The following is a 20,279-nucleotide window of genomic DNA, read 5'->3' as shown; positions in this document are numbered from 1 at the left end:
AGGAATGCGTCCGGCGCCGCGGGCGGCGGAGCCGCCACCGCGAGCGGCGACCGCGGAGAGGGCCCGTCACGTGCGGTGTCCGGCCCGGCGGCGTCGGAAATGAAGTCTTTGTCGGTTTCGCGGGGGAAGGCGCAGTGAGCACGCTCAATCTGGCCGTGACGTTTCTGCTGCTGCTCGGGAACGCGTTTTTTGTCGGCGGCGAGTTCGCGCTGATCGCGTCGCGGCGGACGCAGTTGGAGCCGCTCGCGGCCCTGGGCTCACGGCGGGCGGCGGCGGCGCTCAAGGCGATGGCGCAGATCCCGCTGATGATCGCGGGCGCGCAGCTCGGTATCACGATCTGTTCGCTGGGCCTCGGCGCGATCGCCGAGCCGACGCTCGCGCACCTGCTCGAAGCGCCGTTCCACTCGCTCGGGATGTCCGACGATCTGCTGCACCCGATCGCGTTCGTGCTCGCGTTGGCGATCGTGGTGTTCCTGCACACCGTGCTCGGCGAGATGGTGCCGAAGAACATCGCACTGGCCGGGCCGGAGAAGGCCGTGATGTGGCTGGGCGCGCCGATGCTGTGGTTCGCGCAGGCCACGAAGCCGATCCTGGTGGCGCTGAAGTGGGTGTCGCGGACGCTGCTCGGGTTGCTGGGCATCGAGTCGCAGGACGCGGTGAAGACCGTCTACACCGCGGACGAACTCGCCAGCCTGGTGGCGGAGTCGCGCACCGAGGGTCTGCTCGACGCGGAGGACCACCGGCGGATCACCGGGGCGCTCTCGCTGGCCGAGAAGACCGCCGGCACGGTGGCGGTGCCGTGGCCGCAGGTCGACACCGTCAACGAGGAGATCAGCCCGGCCGCGCTGGAGGTGCTCGCGACGCGGGTACGCCGGTCACGGTTCCCGGTGGTGGACCGTTCCACGCTGGAGATCGTCGGGTTCGTGCACGTCAAGGACGTGCTGGGGATGAGCGGGGCCGAGCGGCGGGCGCCGCTGGCACCGTCGATCATCCGGACGCTGAAAGCGGTGCCGCCGTCGATGACGCTGGCCGATCTGCTGGTGCTGATGCGGCGCGAGCGGGTGCACTTCGTGCTGGTGACCGACGGGGTGACGCCGGTGGGGGTGGTCACGCTCGACGACGTGCTCCACGCCGTGTTCGGCGAAGTGGTCGCTTAGCGCTCCGTCGACCAGGTGCGGAAGTTCTTCCACGAGCGCGACGGCGTGGGGCCGCGTTGGCCCTGGTAGCGGGAGCCGAATACGGCTGAACCGTAGGGCTCGGTGGCCGGGCTGGAGAGCCGGAACAGGCAGAGCTGCCCGATCTTCATGCCCGGCCAGAGCGTGATCGGCAGGTTCGCGACGTTGGAGAGCTCCAGCGTCACGTGACCGGAGAAGCCCGGGTCGATGAACCCCGCGGTGGAGTGCGTCAGCAGGCCCAGACGGCCCAGGCTGGACTTGCCCTCGAGGCGACCGGCGAGGTCGTCGGGGAGCGTCACCAACTCCAGCGTCGAGCCGAGCACGAACTCGCCCGGGTGGAGCACGAACGGGCTCTTGTCGGGGGTTTCGACCAGCTCGGTGAGGTCGTCCTGCTGCTCGGACGGGTCGATGTGGGTGTACTGCATGTTGCGGAAGACCCGGAACCACCGGTCGAGCCGCACGTCGACGCTCGACGGCTGAACCAGCTCGGGTTCGTACGGATCGAGGCCCAGCCGGCCGGCGTCGATCTCGGCGCGGAGGTCCCGGTCGGAGAGCAGCATGCTGGCACCCTACCGAGGGCTATCGGGCCGGGGCTGCCCGGCGGTACCAGACGTGGGCGCCGTACCCGGCCGGTGCCGTGAGCACGACCAGGCAGAGGAGGAACGCCGCTGTCGCGGACCAGTGCACCGGCAGCAGGGCCACGGCGGCGAGTGCGGCGCCGAGCCCGATCTTCAACGCGGGGCTCAGCACCGGGTGGGTCGGCTCGTCCGCTGCGCGCTCGAGCGTGAGCTCAAGGACGCCGATCGTCGCCAGCGCCGCCCCGACGCCGACGAACAGCAGACCGGGAACGTCGTGCCCGGTCAGGGCCACGGTGACCATCGAGCCGGCCGCGGTGATCGCGAGCAGCGCCACCAGGTGCAGGTAAACCCAGCCCAGTGCGGTGGCGATCGCCTGGCGGGACGGGCGGCGCGCCACGAAATCGAAGTAGAGCCACCAGAACGCGAAGCAGATCGCCAGCCCGAGCGCCCCGGCGACCAGATTCTTCTCTTTCTCGAGCCCGTGGATGACCCCGACGACCGTCTCGCCGAGCACGATCATCGTGAACAGGCCGAACCGCTCCGGCCACTTCGAGCGGCTCAGCGGCGGCAGCGCGCTCTGCTGTTTCGTGGTGAACGCCGGGGTGACGATCTCGACGAGTACCGCCGCGGCGAACAGCAGGTCGTTGTCGGTCGCGAGGCTTCCGGCGACCAGCCCCGCGGCGATCACGTAACCGGCGGCGAACCGCAGCGCGATCGGGCGGAACGAGCGCTCGTGGGCGGCCGCACGCAGCCAGAGTGCGATGTTCAGCCCACGCGCGGCCAGATAGGCGCCGGCGAAGCCCTCGCCGATGCCGTCCGGCGCCCAGATCGCCAACCCCGCCACCGTGAGCAGCGCGAGGAACGTGAACAGGCGGTTCTCCAGGCCGTCGGTCTCGAAGCGCTCGGTGTAGTAGGTGAACGCGTTCCAGACCCAGAACACGGCCGCGAACTGCAGCGCGAAGCGGGTCAGGTGGTGCGGGTCGTGCGCGAGATCCTCGGCCAAGATCCCGATGACGACGACGAAGACCAGATCGAAGAAGAGCTCCAACCAGCCGACGGGCCGGTGTAACCCGTCCTCTTCGTCGCGGCGGATCTCGGCCCGGCGCCAGTAGGTGCGTTCCATGGTGGTTCTCCCCGTGAGTTGATGCAACAGTGATTACACCGTTGCTGTGAAGAGAACACAATGGAGATTGGCGGGTGGTGCGGGGTCGCCGTGTCGGCGGGGCGCGGAGGCGGTAAGGTAGCTAGCGCTGCGGGTGTAGTTCAATGGCAGAACATCAGCTTCCCAAGCTGACAGTGCGAGTTCGATTCTCGTCACCCGCTCGTTGAAGAAGGCCCAGGTCGGACGCGGTGAGCGTTCAACCTGGGCCTTCGTCGTTCGGGCCATCAGATGGGCCACGGGCCATCCACGGGCCACTAGCTCGCCGGGACCAGGGCGCCGGCCGCGCCTTCGTCCGGGTCGTTGGGGCGCTTCTTCTTGCGGGCCTTCCGCTTCTTTTTCTCCGCCGCCTTCAGCTCGGCGTTGATCGCGTCGGCGATCTTGCGGTCCGCTTCGGCCGACGCGTGCTGGTAGACGATCGCGGCGTCGGAGCTGTCGTGACCCATCCGAGCCATGAGGTCAGCGAGGCTCGCACCGGTCCGAGCCGCCAGCGTGTTCCCGGTGTGCCGGAGGTCGTGGAAGTGCAGGCCCGGCGCGCCGATCGCGGACACCGCTGCCATCCAGCCGACGACCTTGTTGAAGTTGCCCCGCCAGATCGGCCGACCACTCGGCACCGTGAAGACGAACGCATCAGGCTCGGCCGGAACGGAACCGATCAGGTGCTCACGAACCGCCGGAAGAATCGACGCCGGGATCGTGACCGTCCGGAGGCCCGCCCTCGACTTCGGCGGCCCAAGGACCAGCCCTTTCCCCCGCTGCTCCGTGAAGGCTTGCCGGACCCGAACCGTTCCGCGAACCAGGTCGATGTCCTGCCGCTGGAGAGCACTAGCTTCACCCCAGCGAAGACACGCGAACGTGCTGACGAGGATGAAGGCTCGGTATCGGCCGGGTACCGCGTCAGCGAGCTGGAACACCTGTGGCATCGTCAGGACGGGACGCTCCTCGGGTGACTCCTTGTCCGCGCCTGGGATGCGGCACGGATTGACGCGGAGGATGCCGTCCTCCTTGACCGCAGTCATCAGCACGGCCCTCAGGAGGCGGTACGACTTCGCCGCCATCGACACCGAGACGCCGTTGAGAAGCAGCGTCGATCGCCATTCGCGGACGAGCGGCGTATCGAGCTTCCCGAGCGGCACCCCACCGAGGTACGGCGTGATGTGCTTGCCCAGGAGCCAGGAGTACAGATCCCGAGTGCGCGGACGTAAGCCGGGTCGCTGCTCGATCCAGCGGACGGCGTAGTCACCGAGCCGTACTTCCGCGCGGGCTGGGTCGACCCACTCGCCGCGAATCATCTGAACCTCGATCAGGGACAGATACTTCTCGGCGTCGCTCTTCCGGGCGAAGGTCTCCGGTGCGGCGCGGGTCTGCCCGTCCGGGCCGGGATAGCGGACCTGGTAGCGACCGGAGTCACGCTTGCGGATGCTGCCGAAACGTCGACGACCGGTCATCACGCCACCGCCTTCAGGGTGTGCCAGGCGGTCGGAGCAGTCAGCGGCTCCACCCGTCCAGCGGCGATGAGTTCAGTGAGGTCGGATTCGGCGATGCGGACGCTGCGGCCGAGCTTGTGGAACGGGATGCGCCGTTCGGCGACGAGCCGACGTACGTAACGCGGGCTCATGTTGATCCGCACCGCCGCCTCGTCGATGGTGAGCAGGTTGTCGGTCATCGGTGCCTCCCGTCAGGCCGCGGTGGGTTGGGTTGCCGAAAGATCGGCGAGGGTGTCTTGGGCAGCGGCGTACTCCTGTCTCCAGCGGAGTCGGTCGGTGAGTATGCGCATCAGCAGTGATGCGATGGGTGGGCAGTCTTCGTCGGTGGGCTTGGCGCGTTCCCAGATGTAGGCGTCGGCGTTCTCGACCTGCTTGCCGACGGCGCCGAGGACACGGAGGACGTGGGCTTTGCGGTCGGCGCGGTGGTCGGTGAGCGTCTTGCCCGACCACTTCCGGGACACCAGCACGCGCCGGCCGACGAAGCCGAGGGTTTCCCTGCGATGCGCTTTGCCGGAACAGCGGCCAGGGGTCAGTCCGGCCTTCGCGTTGCGGGGTTGGATGCCGTAGAGCAGCCAGTTCGCGCACCGCTCGGAGCAGGGTTCGTACCGGAGCGCGGCGGCGAGCCGGTCGACGTGAGCTTTCTGGGCGTCGGTCTCGGGGGCGTGGCACTCCGCGACGGACTTGGTCAGGTACTTGGTGAGGTACCCGACGCACGTGTTCGCCGACTTGGTTCCGGCCGTGACGCCCTGGATATCGGCGACAGGCCCGAAGCGGACGACGTGCAGCGGTTCGGCGTCGTCGTCCAGCTCGTCGAGTGCGTCGTCGAAGGTCGGGAGGACTTCGCCGGTAGCGGTGTCGACGTAGCCGGCCTCTGTGTCCCAGACCGGGAACGTGTCTGGCGTGTTCGGGTCGAAGCGCATCTCAGTGAGTGCTGGCCACCACACCTGGTGGTAGGTCGCAGCAATGACCTGTTTGAGCAGCGCACGCGGGAAGGTGCCCCGGACGGCGGCGTGCAGGTGCGGAGCGAGACGCTTCTGTGGCTCGACTGCGGCGAAGTATTGGACGTCGTACCCGACGACGCGGCGGAGGTTCTGCCAGAACCGGTCGACGAGCCGGGGGAAGTGGATCGCGTCCCGAGCGGCCCGTTGGTAGTCGTAGGTGTTCGGGTTGACCGGTGTGCCGTCACCTTTGACCCGCCCGTAGGTGTCGCAGGTCAGGGTGAGGAAGGTCGAGGGCCGGAAGACGGTGCCGTCGTTGCCGAGGAAGGTCCGGCCGAGCGTGGTGTCGTCAACCTTGCGGAACGGCAGGTTCGGGGCGTCTTGACGCCGTTTCGTCGACCGCACGCGGCGGGGCTTGGGTGGGTCGGCCGGGTGGGGCAGCGAACCGCGGATTCCGGCGTTGAGCATCTGCTCCGAAACGTCGGCGATCGCAGCGTCCAGCTCGTCGCGCTCGGACAGGTCGCCGGCCTCGTCGGCGTCGGCGCGGGCGTCTTCGAGCGCTGCCCGCCATTCGATGAGGTCGACCTGGTCGTCGGTGGCCTCGTCGGGCGTGAGGTCGGGTTCGTCGTCAAGGTGCCAGCCCTCGCGACATTGCTGCATCCGGAGCCTCTTGGCTCGCTGAGCGCAGGCGGGGCATTTGCTGGCGAGGGTGGAGCCGCACGGAACACCGATGATCGAGGTCTGGCCGGTCGTCGTGTCCGTGCGGTGCATCGGTACGAGGTTTGTGCAGACGCCGTTGTTCGCGGCGACCTCGGAGAGGACGTCCACGGCGCGTGGCATCTTGGCCCGCTGGACGCGGGAGAGCCGCCGGTCGTCGGCCCGCTTGGTCAGGTGGTCGGCTGGTTCGGGTTCTGAGACAGCGTGCATGGTGGTCCTCTCCCGGCAGAGAAGCGCGACGGTGAAATGCGATCGGTCGATGAGTCGAAGCGGTCGTAGGGTTGGTTCGCCCGCGCTAGGCCGGCGCTAGACCCGAGTGACCGGTCCGCAGTTGGAGGGGGAGCCAGCCCGTTCGAGCCGGGCCGGGTGGGTTTCATTCGGCCCTGCGATGGGGTCACGTCGTCGGCTCGCAGTCCGGGCCGCCGTGGTTCCACCAGGCGACGAGGGCGTCGAGCGCTTCGACGGCGGTGCGGAAGGAGCGGCCCCAGGCGAGTGCTTCGCCGACGGGTTGGACGCCCCATTCGTGGTCGGTGCACCAGACCAGCTCGCCGACTAGGACGGCGGAGGTGGCCGACGGGCCGGTCTGGCGTTGCGGGCCGTAGACCAGCCAGCGTCGCGCCGAGGAGCGTTGCGTGAGCCAGCCGGACGGGAGGAAGGGTTGGAGCGCTTCGGACGGGTCGGGGAGAACCCGTCCGAAGGGCCGGTAGCCGTCTGCCGGGTCGTATCCGCCCGGGGCGCCGCTCCAGTAGGTAGGCATGGTTGTCAGGCCGCTTCCTGCGCGTCGTCGGGGAGGATCTGCGGGCGGAAGTTCGGTGCGTAGAGCTGGCAGGTCTCGGCGATCGCGTCGTCGTCGGGGTAGCCGAACCGGACGCGCACGGGGTCGGGGTCGTCGTCGAGCCGGACGTAGGCGACGCCCGGAAGCGCACGCGGGATGCGGTCGCAGAGGGCTCCGCGATCGCGGGCGCCGTCGCCGAGCACCATGTCGACTTGTTCGGCCTCAGTGAGCCGTAGTGCGATCCGGGTGGGGAAGAGGTCCCGGAACGGCACCACGTCCTTACGCGGGTCCTGGACCGCTGCGACCACGAGGAAGCCGGGTGCCCGACCCTGGCTCAGCAGGAGCGAGAGCGCCGCCTTGATCCGATCCCGCAGCTTCCGGTCGGACAGGTACGCGGTGAGCGCGGCGAGCTCGTCGACCAGGACGACGATCAGCGGGTCGCCCGGCGAGGGAGTGTGCAGCCGGGTGACGCCCTTGAGCCGCTGGGTCCGCGCCTGCATCCGCTCGGCGGCTTCCTCGAGGAGTTCGGCCATCGCTTCGGCGTCGGTGTCTTCGTAGCGGGCGAACAGCGGCTTGCCGAACGTCATCTCCATTCCGCCTTTGGGGTCGATGACCCACAGCTCGACCGACTGCTGAGCGACCAGCGGAGCCAGCGCGCGAATCAGGGACCAGAGCACCGAGCCTTTGCCCGCACCGGACGCGCCGGCCACGAGCACGTGCGTTCCGAGCAGCGCGAGCAGGAACGGCACCGCGTCCTCAGTGCGCCCGAGTTCGATCCGGCGCAGGTCCGGAAAGTCCTGCATCGGTAGCGGGCCGAGTGGCGTGGCGAGCGGATCGCGGTGGTAGAAGCGCAGCGTCACCACGCCGGGCTTGAGTTCGCGGGCCGTGCAGCGGTAGGCGCCGAAGACGTGCCGCAGGTTCTCGGCGACCAGCGCGAACCGCTCCGGGGTCTGGCCGTAGAGCAGCCTCACTCGCAGCTCGTCCGCCCACCGCGTTGACCGCACGCGCCGGATGACCGGCAGGTACTGCTTCTCGTCGTGGACGACGGCGAGCTGGCCGCCGATCATCGCGGGACGCCACAGCCTGCGGTAGCGGATCATCAGCCGCCATTGGCCGAGTAATCGCGCGCCGACCACCCGCTTGAAGCTGGCCGGATGCGCGAGCCACCAGGCGACGAGGAACAGCACCGCGCCCGTGAGGAGCGCCGCCGGCCCTGGCCAGTCCCACCGGAAGTACGCGATGACTAGGAGGAGCGCCGGACCGGTGATCGCACCGCGCCGGATGAGCCAGACGAGGGCACGCCAGAGGGCGCGGAAGCAGACGCCGGTCAGGGACATCCACAGCGGCATAACCCAGCGTTCGCGCGTGATCAGGCCGACTCGGGCTAGATCGTCGGCGCGGTATCCGTTGACCTTCATTACTGATCGCCTCCCGGAAAGGCAGCGTCGGATTCGACCCACTCGGGCCGTTGGGGAAGGAACTTCTGACCCCGGTAGTCCTCCGGGATCGCGTACCGCTCGGCCGCCTGCTCGGGCGTGGTGTCGTCGACCGCCGCGAGCTGCTCAGGAGTGGCGCCGAAGTGGATGGCCCACTGGCCAGCGTTCACCGCGAGTTGGTCGAGGTGGTCGGCCGCCGCTCGCTCAGTGGCCAGCGTCAGCAGGTAGCGGGATCGCAGTTCGATCGGGTCACGGCGGGCCGGGTCGAAGACGTCCGGGATCGGACGGAGTCGGGTCACGTAGGCCGAGACCGCAGCCCGCATGCCTGCCCGCAGCGCCAACCACTCCGGTCCCTGGGTGATCAGCTCGGACCGGTACAGGTGCTCAGGTCCGGTCATGCCGCATCACCGGACCACGCCGAGGCGGGCAGATATCGGCCGCGTTCGTCTCGTAGGGGCAGTGCGATGAGTCCGGCGCATCGGGGGCATTCGCCCTGGACGAGCGCGCCGGTCGGGTGAGGTTGGTAGCAGGTGACGCAGTCCCGGGTAGCCGAGCGCCGCGTCGAGTTGTGCTCACTCACGAGGTCTCCCAGGGAAGGAGGACGCGACCCGACAGGAGGGGAAGACGCCGGGTCGCGTCCCGGTCTATGAGGGCTCTCGCGGCCTTGCTCGGGGCGGCGTGAGCAGCGCGGCCCGGAGACCGCATCCCGGACGCGCGGTAGGAGTAGGCGACCCGTCCCCGGCACTGCGAGTGGCCGCCGCCCTTACACCGAGCCCCGTCGACGTAGGGGAAGACGGTCAGGTTCTCGAACTCCACCGGCCGGAACGGCGTCCCCGGAAGCGCTTCAGGGAGCACCGGCTGGACGGGCGCGACGATGGTGATCTTGAGTTCGGCCTGGCCGCGCTTCTGTGCGTCCTCGTCGCCGTCGACGCAGCGCACGACCCACAGCCGCTCGCCGGTTTCCTTGTCTCGCTTCTGGGTGTCGGCTGCTCCGGACTGCTTCCGCTCGAAGTCGATTTCCGGCTCGACGGCCATCGCGAACAGGCCGGCCGCGAATGCCGTGTCCATGCTGATGTGCATACGTCCCTTGATCACGCGAACTCCCTGTGGTTGCCCGCTGCCTCTCTGACAGCGCCAGGCACCTGTCCAGCATGGCTAGCCAAGTTGCATTTCGCAAAGGACTTGGCTAGGCAACCTAGAAAACCTCTAGAGTGTCGGCATGCCCTTTGACCCGGATGACCCCCGCCCGCCCTATCAGCAGGTGGCCTCTGACCTGCGGGCGAAGATCCTGACGAAGCAGTTCGAGCCCGGCGAGAAGTTGCCGTCGGGTCCGGAGTTGTCGAAGCACTACGCCGTGGCGCGGATGACCGTGCAGCAGGCGATCCGCCTTCTACGTGATGAGGGCTTGATCGTGTCCCGCCAGGGAAGCGGCGTCTTCGTCCGAGCCCGCACCGAGCGCCCGGTCGGACTTCGCCCGCACATCGAGCGGGCATTCGAGGCCGAGCACGTGACGGTGGACTTCGCCGGGTTCTCAGGCGAGACACTCGCAGGCGTGATGGCCGAGCCGCTGGACAAGATCCGTGCCGGCCGACTGACGCCGAAGTCTCTTCGCGTACGCGCGCTGGTCCCGGACACGTCTGTTCCGTGGGCGCTCCCGGTCCGTGCCGAAGACCTGGAGGACGACCCGGAGTTCCGCGAGCGCGCCGCCGGTATCACTAGCCGCAGCCTGTCTGCGATCACCGAGGCCGTACACGAGCTGGGGACGCTCGGGCTCGTTCAAGACGCAAAGGCCGAGGTCCGCGTCCACCGCGCGGCGCCCCTTTTCAAGCTCTACATTCTGAACGGGGACGAGGTCTTCTTCGGCTTCTACCCGGTCAGCGAGCACACCGTGACCATCAAGGGAACGGAGCACATCGTGTACGACCTCATGGGCAAGGACGCCACGCTCTTCCACCACTCCGTCACCGAAGATGACACCAGCATCGGCACGCAGTACGTCGAGCAGGCACGCCTGTGGCTGGACAGCATGTGGAACACCGTCGCTAGAGACCACACGCCGTGACCGAGCACGCGGTTGACGATTCCGGGAAGCTAACCGCGCTGCTCTCCCAAGCTCGCTACATCCTGCTCGACTTCGACGGACCGGTCTGCAAAGTCTTCGCCGGTCTCCCCGCGCACGAGATTGCCGCCGAGCTACAAGACCTCGTCGTAAGCCGCGGCTTCGACCTCCCAGTCGAGCTGCACCACACCGGCGACCCGCTCGCGATCCTCCGATGGGCAGCCGACGAGGACGACGACCTTGCCCAGGTCGTCGACAAGGCCCTCACCGACGCCGAAGTCCGCGCCGTCGCCACCGCCGAACCCACCCCCGGCGCCCGCGAATTCCTCGAAGCCTGCCAAGCCACCGGCCGCCCCGTCGCGATAGTCAGCAACAACAGCAGTGAAGCGATCCGCGCTTACCTAAACCGAACTGCGCTGACATCGCTGGTGGCTCATGTCGAGGGTCGGGACCACCAACGGCCGGATCAAATGAAACCGTCACCCTATTTGCTCTTTCGTGCGCTCTCAGTCGGGCGGGAGGCACCAACGGTTGCGGCTTTCGTTGGCGACTCCGTCACTGATGTCCAGGCGGGCAATCGAGCAAGGGTCATGACGATCGGATTCGCAAATAAACTGGGCAAGGTGAGTCAATTGAGCGGTGCTGGCAGCGCCGCCGTCGTACGGAAGCTGACCGAGCTGACCGAATCCATTGCCCGTTTGTAAGCTCGCTAGGCCGACCCCGCGTTACATATCACTGATTTTTGGGCGCGATAGCCATAGGCTCACCAAACGATTTTGCCGATGGCCTCGGCTGGACTTCGATCGTAGGCATCTCCGCTCCAGCGCATAATATGTAGCCTCTTCCGCCCTGCAGAAGTGGCGAGTAGCCACTCGCGTGCACCGTCAGAGAGCTCGGCGTTGGTGATTAGTGCGATTCTATGCGGAGATTTACTTGCCGTAGAAATGGCGCGCTGAATGTCATCTCGAGTGAGTATCCCATCCTTTTTGTACTTAACGATTATCCCCACAGACCCCTTATCTGTCGATAACACAAGGTCAATTTCCCCGTCGGTCGCCACCTGCTCAATTACGGCACTTGGAAACGAAGAAATTAGCATGACCCTTACACGATTCTCGAAGCTGAAGGCGTCTGTTGAGGTCGGTCCGGAAGTGCGAGATGCCACCTTCGGCAATTGCGCAGCGCCTAAGATTCTGAGTAACCTTTCAGACTCGACCATGCCAAAAGTCAGCTGATAAGTGCTCAGTGTATGTATCTCATCGTGGATGAGAGCATTTCTCAAGGCGAGAATCCGTCGAAACACGTGGGTATCGCTGTCCGTCCATGATGGGAGTACTAACAGTGCGGAGAGTGCCCGATCAAGCGGAAGGCTTTCACCTGGCTCCCCCAAGATCCGACCGGCTAAGTCCCGCGCACGACTCTCCAGCTTTGCGAAGTTGGCAATAAATTCCTCCGAGGCAATTTCGTCGGTGGATTCCTCCAGAAGGCCGAGACCTTCAGGTCGACGACGAGATAGATAGCCTAAACCGAGGCCGCCCGCGAGGAGTGAGAGTGGTGCCACGATTAGCGACCAGCCGCTGCCGCTGACTAAGAACATCGTCGGGACCACCAGTAAAGCGGCGTAGGCGAAGAATATGTTCCGAAGGCGAGTCTGTCGGGTTCGAGGATTTCCGCGAACTGGACGCCTCAATGCCGTACTGGTGGTCTCGGATCGCCTAATACCCTCTTTGATGTCCGCCGCGGTGATTTCTCTATCTGTGCGAATGCCGGCGGCGCGAGAAGCTTCGCTGAGGATTCGCTGGGATATTGATAGGAGATGCGTACGAAGCAGCTCTTCTGCGGCGGGCGTGAGTTCGTTCGACTCGAATTCAATGTTCGGAGTAGTTCGAAGCGGCTCAGGCTTGTTCATTTCGCCTCCTGAACCATATGACTAGGTACGCCTGGGCGGAAGCAGCTAGAAGGGTCAACCCCACGGCTGCAGCCCACTGAAAAGTGGAGTTCAGGTAACTCCCGAACATCCCCGCAAGAATCGGTAGAGGTACTAATAGAACCTGTAGGGCAAGCACTCTAAACGGGAGCGTTGCCTTTTTCAGGTGAGGATATCTAACTACCCTGTTGGCTTTTTCGATCATTGTTGCAGTAACTTCTGGCCGGTCAAAGCTTTCGGCTCTTTCACCTTCTTCGAGTCGCGAGGTTTCCCTCGCGAGGGCGCTCGCGAAGCTTTCGACACAACTTTGAAAATGTTCCTGAGCGCCTGAGCTTAGAATGCCTGGAGGGAGGTGAATAGTGACATGCGACTCCCGTTGGATAGCATTCGCGGATTTCGAGTTGCTATGCTCAACGAAATCCCGCACCAGCGGAACATTTGACTCGCCCTGTGCATCCAATTGCCCACGCGCCCCCCGGGCCTGCCTCTGACCGGCTCAGGATAGGCCGTCAGACTCTTCAAGTGGGCCCCGTGCTATCAACGTCCTGCATTTCGGGTTAGATCATCCCGCAATGTTTGTTATGCGATCATTCCGACCTTATATCGGATTCAGCAGTAGTGACCGCCAAAGTCCCGAGCATCGTTGCCGAGTTGCCCTGTAGTAGATCAAGCGGCCCGCCTGCGGCGGGCCGAGCGCGCGCGCCGATGCGAGCGTCTGGTGACGCCGTCGGCGTTCCGCGTCCGGAGCATGCGGCCTCCGGCCGGTCACCGGCCGCGCCGCCACGGCGTCGCATACGACGCGCGACCGCCGGCCATCGTCGGCGAGCTGGCCGCCGTAGCGGCACGCGCTTCATGCGACATGCGAGCACTCAGGCTCCGGGGATGAGGCATCCCGCCTACCGACGACCCAGGCAAGCCGAGCAGATCGTCGTCGGGGTCGCCAGCTTCCATCGAACGGGTTCACGATGTGGTGACAGGTGGCGACCCCGACGCCGCCCCGCTCCCCGGTGGGTGGGTCGACGGCAGACGGGATGCAGGTAAGAGGGGTTCGAGCGCGGGCCATCCACGGGCCAGAAGCCGGGGTAACGCAGTGGTCAACCAGGCCACTTCAGGCCACGCTCACCAGCTCGAACGCCGAGCGTCCTGCGGTACTGGTGCGATTCCCAAGCTGACAGTGCGAGTTCGATTCTCGTCACCCGCTCAAAGGTGGGGCCTCTGTGTCAGCGGGATGCGCTGACCAGGGGCCTTTTCGCAATGCCGCCCCGGGGCCGAGCCCCGGACCCCACGGTGCGTCTGGTGCCGGTTTGAGGATGGCGGGTCATCCACGGGCCACCAGCTCGTCGGCCGCGCCTCTTGCGGCCAGGGTGCCGGCCCGTCGGTGACCGTCTCGCAGCGCCGCCGGCGGCCCGACCCCGCAACCGGCACCTTGTGCCGCCATCGCTGCGTTGCGGGGATCACCCGCAACGCAGTGTCGCTGCGGCTCAGGCGAGTCAGGTGATCTTGATCGCGCTGGCCTTGTCGTTGAACGACGTGCCACCCAACTCCAGGTGGGTGAGGCTCTTGACGGTCTTCGAGGCGCCAGTGCAGTTGGCGTGCTCGTAAACCGTGATCTGGCGCCCGCTGCGATTCTCGATGAAGCTGGCCTCGTCGTTGAAGGCGTCCGGCACGAAGGAGCGGCAGCCTTCGACCTGGGCCGGGTATTGCCGCCAGAGCTGGCCGTTGTAACCGGAGTGTTCGAACAAGCAGATCGTGCCGGTGTACTTCGCACAATCATCCAGGGATGCCTGGGCCGGCTGAGCCGCGAACAGGGCCGCCGTGAGGCCGAGCGCTGCAGCGAGTGAGGCGCTTGCCGCACGGCGACGTGTGGGTCGGCGGCCCGCGATGAGTTCTGTCCTAAGGAGACGCATGGGGCGGAGGGTAGCGACTGGGACCAAGCCCGATGCCGAGTCGGATTCGGCGATGTCGTCGTGCCTCAGCTTCGCCGGCCATGACCACGGCGATGAGTTGCGCCTTGCTCCAGCCGGATGGGTCGGCGACCTTAGGTTACGAAGCTCGCAACGGGCCCGCTGATCAGGCCGACGCGAACAGTACGGAGCAACCACGAGCGAAAGGGCTTCCGACGCCGGTCCTCCCTCGCCGACTACCTGGAAGAACTCCGAGCGGTCCCTGTTTCCCGAGCTTGGTCAGGTCGGCCGCAGGGGCGTCCGCCAACGCCAGGTAGTGGCCGCGAGTCATGCCACTCCACAATTCGACTCGGGCTCCACACCTGGGTGCGCCCTACCGCCTTATCCGGCGCGGGCATCTGTTCGCGCGCGAAGGCCAGGGCCAAAGAGCTGCCTCCGGCGGGGATCTTCCAGCAAGGGGGGCCTGCCTACCGCGACGACCCGAGAGACCTGAGCAGACCGCCAGCCAGGGGCACCAGCCTCCAGTGGGCGCGTCAATCGTGCGTTGACGGGTGGCGCCCCGGGCCGTCCACCCGCTGCCCTGTGGGCGGGTCGACAGCAGACGGGATGAGCCCATCATCCCTGCCCCTCCCCCAGCGTCAGTCACGCTCAGTGGAGAAGGAACGATTCAGCTTCACGCCCGCTCGTCGGTATGCGCTTCCCGGTCCAGCGCTCTCGGAGCGTGTCGTCGCGGCACTGAGCCCTCAACCCACCACGCGGTAGTGGGTCGTGAGCCGTCCGTTCTCCCACACGTGGAACGCCAGGGCCGGCGGGGCGTCCAGGTCGACGATCCGGTCGCCGCCGGCCTCCCACGGCAGGAGCAGCGTCGACACCACGCCGGGGGCCACCAGTAACGGCCGTCCCGCGAACATCGACACGGCGGCCGTGTGCGCGTGCCCGGTCAGAACCGCGACGACCTGGGGAAAGTCGGCCAGCACGCGGGCCAGATCCTCCTCGCCGGCCAAGCGGATCTCGTCGATGTAGGGCTGGTGCAGCACCACCGGCGGATGGTGGAAGCAGACGAACGCCGGGACGTCGAGCGGAAGCGTGGCCAGCGAGCCCCGTATCCACTCGAGCGTCTCGGGGGCGAGCAGGCCGTCGTGGCGACCCGGGATCGAGGAGTCGCAGAGCAGCAACGCCGGGCCCTGGTCGCCCAGGCGATGGAGCCGGTTCACGGGCTCGTCGCCACCGGTCGGGTCGCCCAGGAGGACGGTCCGGTAGGGCTCCCGCCGGTCGTGGTTGCCGGGGCAGGTGAAGAGGTTGCCCCGGTCGGCGAACAGCTTCGCGGCTTCCTCGTACTCGGCCGGAGCACCGTGGTCGGCGATGTCGCCGGTCACCAGGATGACGTCGACCGAGCTGCGGTCGAGGTAGTCGAACACCGCGCCCGCGCGACGTGCCGCGCGCGGGCCACCGTCCAGGTGCAGATCACTCAGGTGCGCGATCACGGTCATCGGTCGAGCGTTTCACATGAAACGAGAGCCAACCGGCGGCCGCGATCCCGAGGCCGAAGATCACCGTGCCCGGAATGATCGCGTACCCCTCCTTGGGCACCGCGGGCGCGAGCACGAGGCCGAGCGTGGTGCCGAGGAAGGACAGCGTGATCCAGAGCGGCAGGAGCTTGTGCCGCAGCGCACCGAAGACGATGAGCAGCGGCCCGATCAGCAGCGGCAGCCCGGACACCAGCCCGAACAGGACCGTCGATTCCTCGATCGCGGTGAAGCCGTCCCGGCCCACGGCGGGGGCCACGTAGGCCTCGGCGTAGGAGCTCACCGGCATCAGCACGAGCGCGACCCACAGGAATCCGAGCCCGACGACCGCGGCCTTCGATCGGGCCAGTCGCTGTCTCAGCGCTCCCAGGCCGGCCGCGACGAGCACGGCCCCGGCGGCGAAGACGACGTGGGCGCCGGCCCAGGTGGGGTAGGTCAGGGCGGCCTCGTCGTGCTCCCAGGGGTGCATCGCGTTGCCGATGGCGAAGAGCACTCCGCCTGCGGTGACGGCGAGCGCTCGGAGGTCGGTGGTGGGCGGGGCGACGACGGTCGTGGTGGTCATGGCCCGCACCGTGCGCCTGCGCGCTTGCTCCCGGGTTGCCAGGTGGATCGCAAGAGCTTCACAAGCGGCTTCGCCGACAGTTCGAGGCGTCGAGATCCGACCCGAGAGAAGAGGCACCGCCATGACCCGCCCGATCGACGTCCGTCCCCGCTCCGCCGGCGAACCGGTCCCCGACATCCTCGGCATGAAGCTGGCCCACCGCGTGATGCTCAAGGACGCGGCCCGGCTCGTCGCGCTCGCCGAGGACCTCGCCGCCGGGCGAACCGTCAGCGACCGGCCGCGGGCGAAGGCGGTCGCCGCGTACGTCGTGGACTTCGCCGACTCCGTGCACCATCACCACACCGCCGAGGACGAGATCCTGTGGCCGGTCATCGAGGCGTCGGCGGGGCCGCACATCGACCTCACCGCGCTCAGCGACGACCACAGCGCGCTCGACCCGCGGCTCGATCAGCTGCGTGCGGCCGCGGCCCGGTTCGCGGCCGCGCCGAGCGAGGACAGCGCCACCGTGCTGGCGGTGGGCCTGGCCGAACTGCGTGACCTGCTGAACGAGCACATCGCCGACGAAGAGGTGTCGGTCTTCCCGGTGATCGAGGAGTACGTCTCGGTGTCGAACTGGCAGGAGGTCGAGTCGCGGATCCAGAAGCGCGCGTCGCTCACGTTCGAGATCCCGCGTGTGGTGGCGGCGACGACACCGACCGAGTACGCGACGCTCCGGGCCGAAGCGCCGCTGCCCGTGCGGCTCATGATCGCGCTCCTGGTGCCGCGCTTCCGCCGTCGCGAGCGGGCCGTGTTCGGATCAGAGACCCAGCGCTCCTAGCTCGGTGGTCACGTGTTCGCGGACCCGGGCGGCGCCGGCCCGGTGGGCGGCCGCGGCCTCCGCGTCACCCAGGAACTCCGCGATCGCGGCCAGCGCGTCGTCGACCGGGCCGACCGGCATCGTGCCGGAGTCCAACCCGGCCACCCGCCCGGCGTACGGCAGCAGGGCCGCACGGGCGGCGATCGCCTCGGCGGTGTCCCCGAGCCGCGCCGCCGCGTGCGCCCGCATCGCGGTCGTCATGAGCCAGTAGTAGTCCCGGGCCACCGGCACCCGCTGCGCCCAGGCCGCCCGCGCGTCCGCTTCCCGCCCCGCGTCCAGCCGGCACAGCGCCACCACCTCGGACATCGCGCCGGGGATCGCGTCGGCCAGCCAGTCGGCGTCGCCGACCACCGGGGACAGGTCCCGCCGGTCGAACCCCACGACGACCCGGCCGACGAGCGCCATCAGCCCGCCGTTCGTGGCGCCGGTCTCGGCCAGCCGCGCCGCGACCACCTCGTACTGCTGCAGGCCCTCGTCGTGCCGCCCGGCCAGCACGAGCAGCGCGCCGGAGAAGATCCCGATGACCCCGAGCAGGTGACCGAGCTGGCCACTGCTCGACAGCGCCACCGCCTGGTCGACGTGCGACCGCGCCCGCGTCAGGTCGGTGCGACCGGCGCAGGTCAGGAACAGCAGCCAGTGCGCCACCGCCTGGTAGTCGACCAGACCGGCGTCGGTGGCCACCTCGAGCAGCTCGGCGGCCAGCGCGTCACGTTGATCGGCGAGGTCGGGTCCGAGCGCCGCGTACGTGCGTACGTTCAGCGCCTCGCACAGCAACCGCGGGTTCCCCTCGGCCCGGGCCAGCTCGAGCGCCTCCGCGCTGGTCCGCAGGGCTTCGTCGTCGTCCTCGCCTTCGATTTCCCGGAACAAGGCACACAACAAGCCGATGCGGACGCTCGGCGCGAGCGTTCGTCCGTGGAGCAGCTCGCGGAGCGGGTCGAGGAGCTCGGCACTGATCGTGCTCTGCTCGCGGACCCGCCAGACGAGTGGTGCGTCCCAGGCGGCGAGCGCCCGGACCAGCTGGTCGTCGTCGGCGAGGTCGGTCGCGATCCGCACCGCGGTGTGCTGCTGCGTCCGCGCGGTCATCGCGTCACCGGCGCGGGCGTGCGCCGAGATCGACGGGAGCAGCAGTTCGAGCTGTTCGGCGGGGCTCCGGTCGGCGGCCAGCCGGACCGCGGTGGCCCACTGCTGCGCGGCCTCGCCGAGCGCCCCCAGCTTCTCGGCGGCGCGTGCGGCCGCGACCACGTACGCGATCGCCCGCTCGTCGTTGCCCGAGGCCACGGCGTGGTGGGCCAGCGTGGCCGCGTCGGCGTCCCGGTCGGCCAGGGTGCGGAGCGCGGCGGCGTGCAGCCGGGTCCGGCGCAGCACGGGCGTGTCGGCGTAGAGCGTGTCGCGGATCAGCGCGTGCGCGAACCGCACCCGGCCGGGCGCCGGTTCGTCGAGCAGTCCCGCGAGCACCGCGGTTTCCAGTGCGTCGATCATCTCGTCGGGGTCGCGACCGGCCACGTCGGCGAGCAGATCGACGTCGACTTCCCGGCCGAGTGCCGCGGCCTGACGCAGCACGGTCACCGACGGGCCGGGGAGCCGGGCGATCCGCCGCCGCAGCACGTCGCCGACGCCGGTCGGGACGACGGTGCGCGCGGCCGCCGTGCCCTCGGCGGCCATCAGCCGGGCCAGCTCGCGGACGAAGAGCGGGTTGCCGCCGGTGCGCTCCCGGAGCAGCGCGACGACACCCTGGTCGACGAGCGGCAGGCCGGCGGCGCGGGCGAGCCGTTCGATGCCGTCGTCGTCGAGGCCGGTCAGTGCCTCGCGGTGCGCGCTGGCCACCGCGAGGGCGGCGCGGGTCGCCGCGAGCTGGTCACCGTCCTCCGAGCCGCGGTAGGTCGCGAGGACGACGACCGGCAGCACCGACACCTGGTCGACGATCTGGCGCAGGAGTTGCAGGGTCAGACCGTCCGCGCGGTGGACGTCGTCGAGCACGATCAGCAGCGGCGCGCTCTTCGTCACATCGGTGACCAGGGCGGCGACGGCACGCGCGAGCCAGAACGCGTCGCCGGTGGTGCCTTCGACCGGGCGTTCGGCCAGCAGCGGTGCGAGCGCCGGGTCGTCGGAGTCACCGGGCAGCGCACGGACGACCTCGCTCCACGCCCAGGCCGGTGGCGCGCCGTCGACCTCCGGGCAGCGACCCCAGGCGACCTGCCAGCCCTGGTGACGCAGTTCAGCGGTGACGGTTTCGGCCAGCGTGGTCTTGCCTGCCCCGGCCTCACCGGCCACCCAGACGACGCCGGCGCCCGTCCGGCCGGTGACCGCCCCGACGATGCGCGCCGTCTCGGGTGCGCGCCGCTCCACGGCCGGCTCCGCGGCCCGGGAGGTGACCGCGGGGACCACGGCGGCCGGGCGCGGCGCGTCCAGGTCGGGCGACTGGGTGAGCATCGCCGACTCGAGCTCGCGCAGGGCCGGGCTCGGATCGATGCCCAACTCGTCGGCCAGATGGGCACGTGCCTCACGCAGGACGGCGAGCGCCTCCGCCTGCCGGCCGCTGCGGTAGAGCGCCAGGCTCAACAGCCGGACGGCCTCTTCCCGGGTGGGGTGGTCGTGCAGGTGTCGTTGCAGGTCCGGTACGAGCAGCGCGGCCCGGCCGAGCGAGAGTTCGGCGTCGGCACGGCTTTCCCGGGCCACCAGGCGCAGGCCGTCCAGCCGGGCGATCTCGGGTACCGCCCAGGACGCGTCGGCGGACTCGGCGTACGCGGGGCCGGACCAGCAGTCGAGCGCGCGGGTGAGCAGCTCGCTGCGGGCCGACGGATCGGCGGTGGCCTGCGCCTGCTCGAGCAGGGCCTCGAAGCGCCAGGCGTCGACCGCGTCCGTGGGAAGCGCCAGCGCATAGCCGGGTGCGGCGCTGACCAGCACCGTGGCCGCGGTGCGCCGGGCTCGCTCCGGCTCTAACGCCCGGCGCAGGTGCGACACGTGCACCTGGAGTGTGGCCAGGGCCTTCGGCGGTGGCTCACCGTCCCAGAGGTCGTCGATGAGCCGATCGGTGGAGACGACGTGCTGCCGGGCCATGACCAGCCGGGCGATGACCGAGCGTTGACGCGGTCCGCCGAGGTCGATCGGTACCCCGAGCCGGGTGGCCCGCACCGGACCGAGCACCGACAGCGTGATTGGCCCCATGACTCGGGAAGATAT

General features: G+C 68.5%; 18 protein-coding genes and 1 tRNA gene. 5 read left to right on the top strand and 14 right to left on the bottom strand.

Translation table 11 applies throughout. The annotated features are described in order from the left end of the window. The first annotated feature begins 134 nt into the window (after nucleotides 1–134). Nucleotides 135–1,157, top strand: coding sequence for a hemolysin family protein (locus ABD437_RS35335; RefSeq protein ID WP_344653321.1), 1,023 nt, complete (start codon nucleotides 135–137; stop codon nucleotides 1,155–1,157). Here the strand turns inward: ABD437_RS35335 and dcd are convergent. After that, complete coding sequence (dcd, locus tag ABD437_RS35330) at nucleotides 1,154–1,735, bottom strand: dCTP deaminase (protein ID WP_344653320.1); 582 nt, start codon at nucleotides 1,733–1,735, stop codon at nucleotides 1,154–1,156. The two genes, ABD437_RS35335 and dcd, sit on opposite strands and share 4 nt — an antisense overlap. Before the next feature lie 19 nt (nucleotides 1,736–1,754). Further along, nucleotides 1,755–2,876 carry a low temperature requirement protein A gene (locus ABD437_RS35325; protein ID WP_344653319.1) on the bottom strand — a complete coding sequence of 374 codons (1,122 nt, stop codon included), beginning with the start codon at nucleotides 2,874–2,876 and terminating at the stop codon, nucleotides 1,755–1,757. A 129-nt stretch (nucleotides 2,877–3,005) separates the two neighbouring features. Here ABD437_RS35325 and ABD437_RS35320 point away from each other — a divergent pair. After that, nucleotides 3,006–3,076 (top strand) — tRNA-Gly (locus tag ABD437_RS35320). Nucleotides 3,077–3,169: 93 nt separating this feature from the next. Here the strand turns inward: ABD437_RS35320 and ABD437_RS35315 are convergent. The 7 genes from ABD437_RS35315 to ABD437_RS35285 all read right to left on the bottom strand — a co-directional run bounded on the left by ABD437_RS35315 (nucleotide 3,170) and on the right by ABD437_RS35285 (nucleotide 9,360). After that, nucleotides 3,170–4,360, bottom strand: coding sequence for a tyrosine-type recombinase/integrase (locus ABD437_RS35315; protein ID WP_344653318.1), 1,191 nt, complete (start codon nucleotides 4,358–4,360; stop codon nucleotides 3,170–3,172). Beyond that, complete coding sequence (locus tag ABD437_RS35310) at nucleotides 4,360–4,578, bottom strand: helix-turn-helix domain-containing protein (protein WP_344653317.1); 219 nt, start codon at nucleotides 4,576–4,578, stop codon at nucleotides 4,360–4,362. Before ABD437_RS35310 ends, ABD437_RS35315 begins: the two co-directional genes overlap by 1 nt. A 12-nt stretch (nucleotides 4,579–4,590) precedes the next feature. Further along, nucleotides 4,591–6,264: a replication initiator gene (locus ABD437_RS35305; protein WP_344653316.1), complete on the bottom strand. Its 1,674-nt coding sequence runs from the start codon at nucleotides 6,262–6,264 to the stop codon at nucleotides 4,591–4,593. A 184-nt stretch (nucleotides 6,265–6,448) separates the two neighbouring features. Beyond that, nucleotides 6,449–6,811: a hypothetical protein gene (locus tag ABD437_RS35300; protein ID WP_344653315.1), complete on the bottom strand. Its 363-nt coding sequence runs from the start codon at nucleotides 6,809–6,811 to the stop codon at nucleotides 6,449–6,451. A 5-nt stretch (nucleotides 6,812–6,816) separates the two neighbouring features. Next, nucleotides 6,817–8,166 carry an FtsK/SpoIIIE domain-containing protein gene (locus tag ABD437_RS35295; RefSeq protein WP_344653314.1) on the bottom strand — a complete coding sequence of 450 codons (1,350 nt, stop codon included), beginning with the start codon at nucleotides 8,164–8,166 and terminating at the stop codon, nucleotides 6,817–6,819. A gap of 80 nt (nucleotides 8,167–8,246) precedes the next feature. After that, on the bottom strand, nucleotides 8,247–8,663 hold the full coding sequence (locus ABD437_RS35290) for a hypothetical protein (protein ID WP_344653313.1): 417 nt from the start codon (nucleotides 8,661–8,663) through the stop codon (nucleotides 8,247–8,249). A gap of 178 nt (nucleotides 8,664–8,841) precedes the next feature. Then, on the bottom strand, nucleotides 8,842–9,360 hold the full coding sequence (locus ABD437_RS35285) for a plasmid replication, integration and excision activator (protein WP_344653312.1): 519 nt from the start codon (nucleotides 9,358–9,360) through the stop codon (nucleotides 8,842–8,844). 124 nt (nucleotides 9,361–9,484) lie between these two features. On the opposite strand from ABD437_RS35285, the gene ABD437_RS35280 reads away from it, so the two are divergent. Then, nucleotides 9,485–10,327 (top strand): GntR family transcriptional regulator, encoded by an 843-nt coding sequence (locus tag ABD437_RS35280; protein WP_344653311.1) that lies wholly within the window; start codon nucleotides 9,485–9,487, stop codon nucleotides 10,325–10,327. Continuing rightward, entirely contained in the window at nucleotides 10,324–11,028 is a 705-nt protein-coding gene (locus ABD437_RS35275) for an HAD family hydrolase (protein ID WP_344653310.1), read from the top strand. Before ABD437_RS35280 ends, ABD437_RS35275 begins: the two co-directional genes overlap by 4 nt. Nucleotides 11,029–11,087: 59 nt before the next feature. On the opposite strand, the gene ABD437_RS35270 is transcribed toward ABD437_RS35275, so the two are convergent. From ABD437_RS35270 to ABD437_RS35255, 4 genes are all read right to left on the bottom strand, one after another. Further along, nucleotides 11,088–12,233 carry a hypothetical protein gene (locus ABD437_RS35270; protein WP_344653309.1) on the bottom strand — a complete coding sequence of 382 codons (1,146 nt, stop codon included), beginning with the start codon at nucleotides 12,231–12,233 and terminating at the stop codon, nucleotides 11,088–11,090. A gap of 1,508 nt (nucleotides 12,234–13,741) precedes the next feature. Beyond that, entirely contained in the window at nucleotides 13,742–14,158 is a 417-nt protein-coding gene (locus ABD437_RS35265) for a peptidase inhibitor family I36 protein (protein WP_344653308.1), read from the bottom strand. 740 nt (nucleotides 14,159–14,898) lie between these two features. Then, nucleotides 14,899–15,645 (bottom strand): metallophosphoesterase, encoded by a 747-nt coding sequence (locus ABD437_RS35260; protein WP_344653307.1) that lies wholly within the window; start codon nucleotides 15,643–15,645, stop codon nucleotides 14,899–14,901. Continuing rightward, a complete protein-coding gene (locus tag ABD437_RS35255; protein WP_344653306.1) occupies nucleotides 15,620–16,243 on the bottom strand; it encodes a hypothetical protein in 624 nt (207 codons plus the stop codon). The genes ABD437_RS35260 and ABD437_RS35255 overlap by 26 nt, the downstream gene beginning before the upstream one ends. Before the next feature lie 121 nt (nucleotides 16,244–16,364). On the opposite strand from ABD437_RS35255, the gene ABD437_RS35250 reads away from it, so the two are divergent. Continuing rightward, nucleotides 16,365–17,060: a hemerythrin domain-containing protein gene (locus tag ABD437_RS35250; RefSeq protein WP_344653305.1), complete on the top strand. Its 696-nt coding sequence runs from the start codon at nucleotides 16,365–16,367 to the stop codon at nucleotides 17,058–17,060. Here the strand turns inward: ABD437_RS35250 and ABD437_RS35245 are convergent. Beyond that, a complete protein-coding gene (locus ABD437_RS35245) occupies nucleotides 17,040–20,264 on the bottom strand; it encodes an ATP-binding protein (RefSeq protein WP_344653304.1) in 3,225 nt (1,074 codons plus the stop codon). The two genes, ABD437_RS35250 and ABD437_RS35245, sit on opposite strands and share 21 nt — an antisense overlap. Between the last annotated feature and the right edge of the window lie 15 nt (nucleotides 20,265–20,279).

The organism is Cryptosporangium japonicum (genome assembly GCF_039524755.1).
GTDB lineage: Bacteria > Actinomycetota > Actinomycetes > Mycobacteriales > Cryptosporangiaceae > Cryptosporangium > Cryptosporangium japonicum.
This window is presented reverse-complemented; position numbering and strand designations above follow the sequence as displayed.

Bases quoted from the DNA above. Each gene is read 5' to 3' on its own strand.
- dcd (WP_344653320.1), bottom strand. From the start codon at position 1,735: ATGCTGCTCTCCGACCGGGACCTCCGCGCCGAGATCGACGCCGGCCGG.
- ABD437_RS35325 (WP_344653319.1), bottom strand. From the start codon at position 2,876: ATGGAACGCACCTACTGGCGCCGGGCCGAGATCCGCCGCGACGAAGAG.
- ABD437_RS35315 (WP_344653318.1), bottom strand. From the start codon at position 4,360: ATGACCGGTCGTCGACGTTTCGGCAGCATCCGCAAGCGTGACTCCGGT.
- ABD437_RS35310 (WP_344653317.1), bottom strand. From the start codon at position 4,578: ATGACCGACAACCTGCTCACCATCGACGAGGCGGCGGTGCGGATCAAC.
- ABD437_RS35305 (WP_344653316.1), bottom strand. From the start codon at position 6,264: ATGCACGCTGTCTCAGAACCCGAACCAGCCGACCACCTGACCAAGCGG.
- ABD437_RS35300 (WP_344653315.1), bottom strand. From the start codon at position 6,811: ATGCCTACCTACTGGAGCGGCGCCCCGGGCGGATACGACCCGGCAGAC.
- ABD437_RS35295 (WP_344653314.1), bottom strand. From the start codon at position 8,166: ATGTCCCTGACCGGCGTCTGCTTCCGCGCCCTCTGGCGTGCCCTCGTC.
- ABD437_RS35290 (WP_344653313.1), bottom strand. From the start codon at position 8,663: ATGACCGGACCTGAGCACCTGTACCGGTCCGAGCTGATCACCCAGGGA.
- ABD437_RS35280 (WP_344653311.1), top strand. From the start codon at position 9,485: ATGCCCTTTGACCCGGATGACCCCCGCCCGCCCTATCAGCAGGTGGCC.
- ABD437_RS35270 (WP_344653309.1), bottom strand. From the start codon at position 12,233: ATGAACAAGCCTGAGCCGCTTCGAACTACTCCGAACATTGAATTCGAG.
- ABD437_RS35265 (WP_344653308.1), bottom strand. From the start codon at position 14,158: ATGCGTCTCCTTAGGACAGAACTCATCGCGGGCCGCCGACCCACACGT.
- ABD437_RS35260 (WP_344653307.1), bottom strand. From the start codon at position 15,645: ATGACCGTGATCGCGCACCTGAGTGATCTGCACCTGGACGGTGGCCCG.
- ABD437_RS35255 (WP_344653306.1), bottom strand. From the start codon at position 16,243: ATGACCACCACGACCGTCGTCGCCCCGCCCACCACCGACCTCCGAGCG.
- ABD437_RS35250 (WP_344653305.1), top strand. From the start codon at position 16,365: ATGACCCGCCCGATCGACGTCCGTCCCCGCTCCGCCGGCGAACCGGTC.
- ABD437_RS35245 (WP_344653304.1), bottom strand. From the start codon at position 20,264: ATGGGGCCAATCACGCTGTCGGTGCTCGGTCCGGTGCGGGCCACCCGG.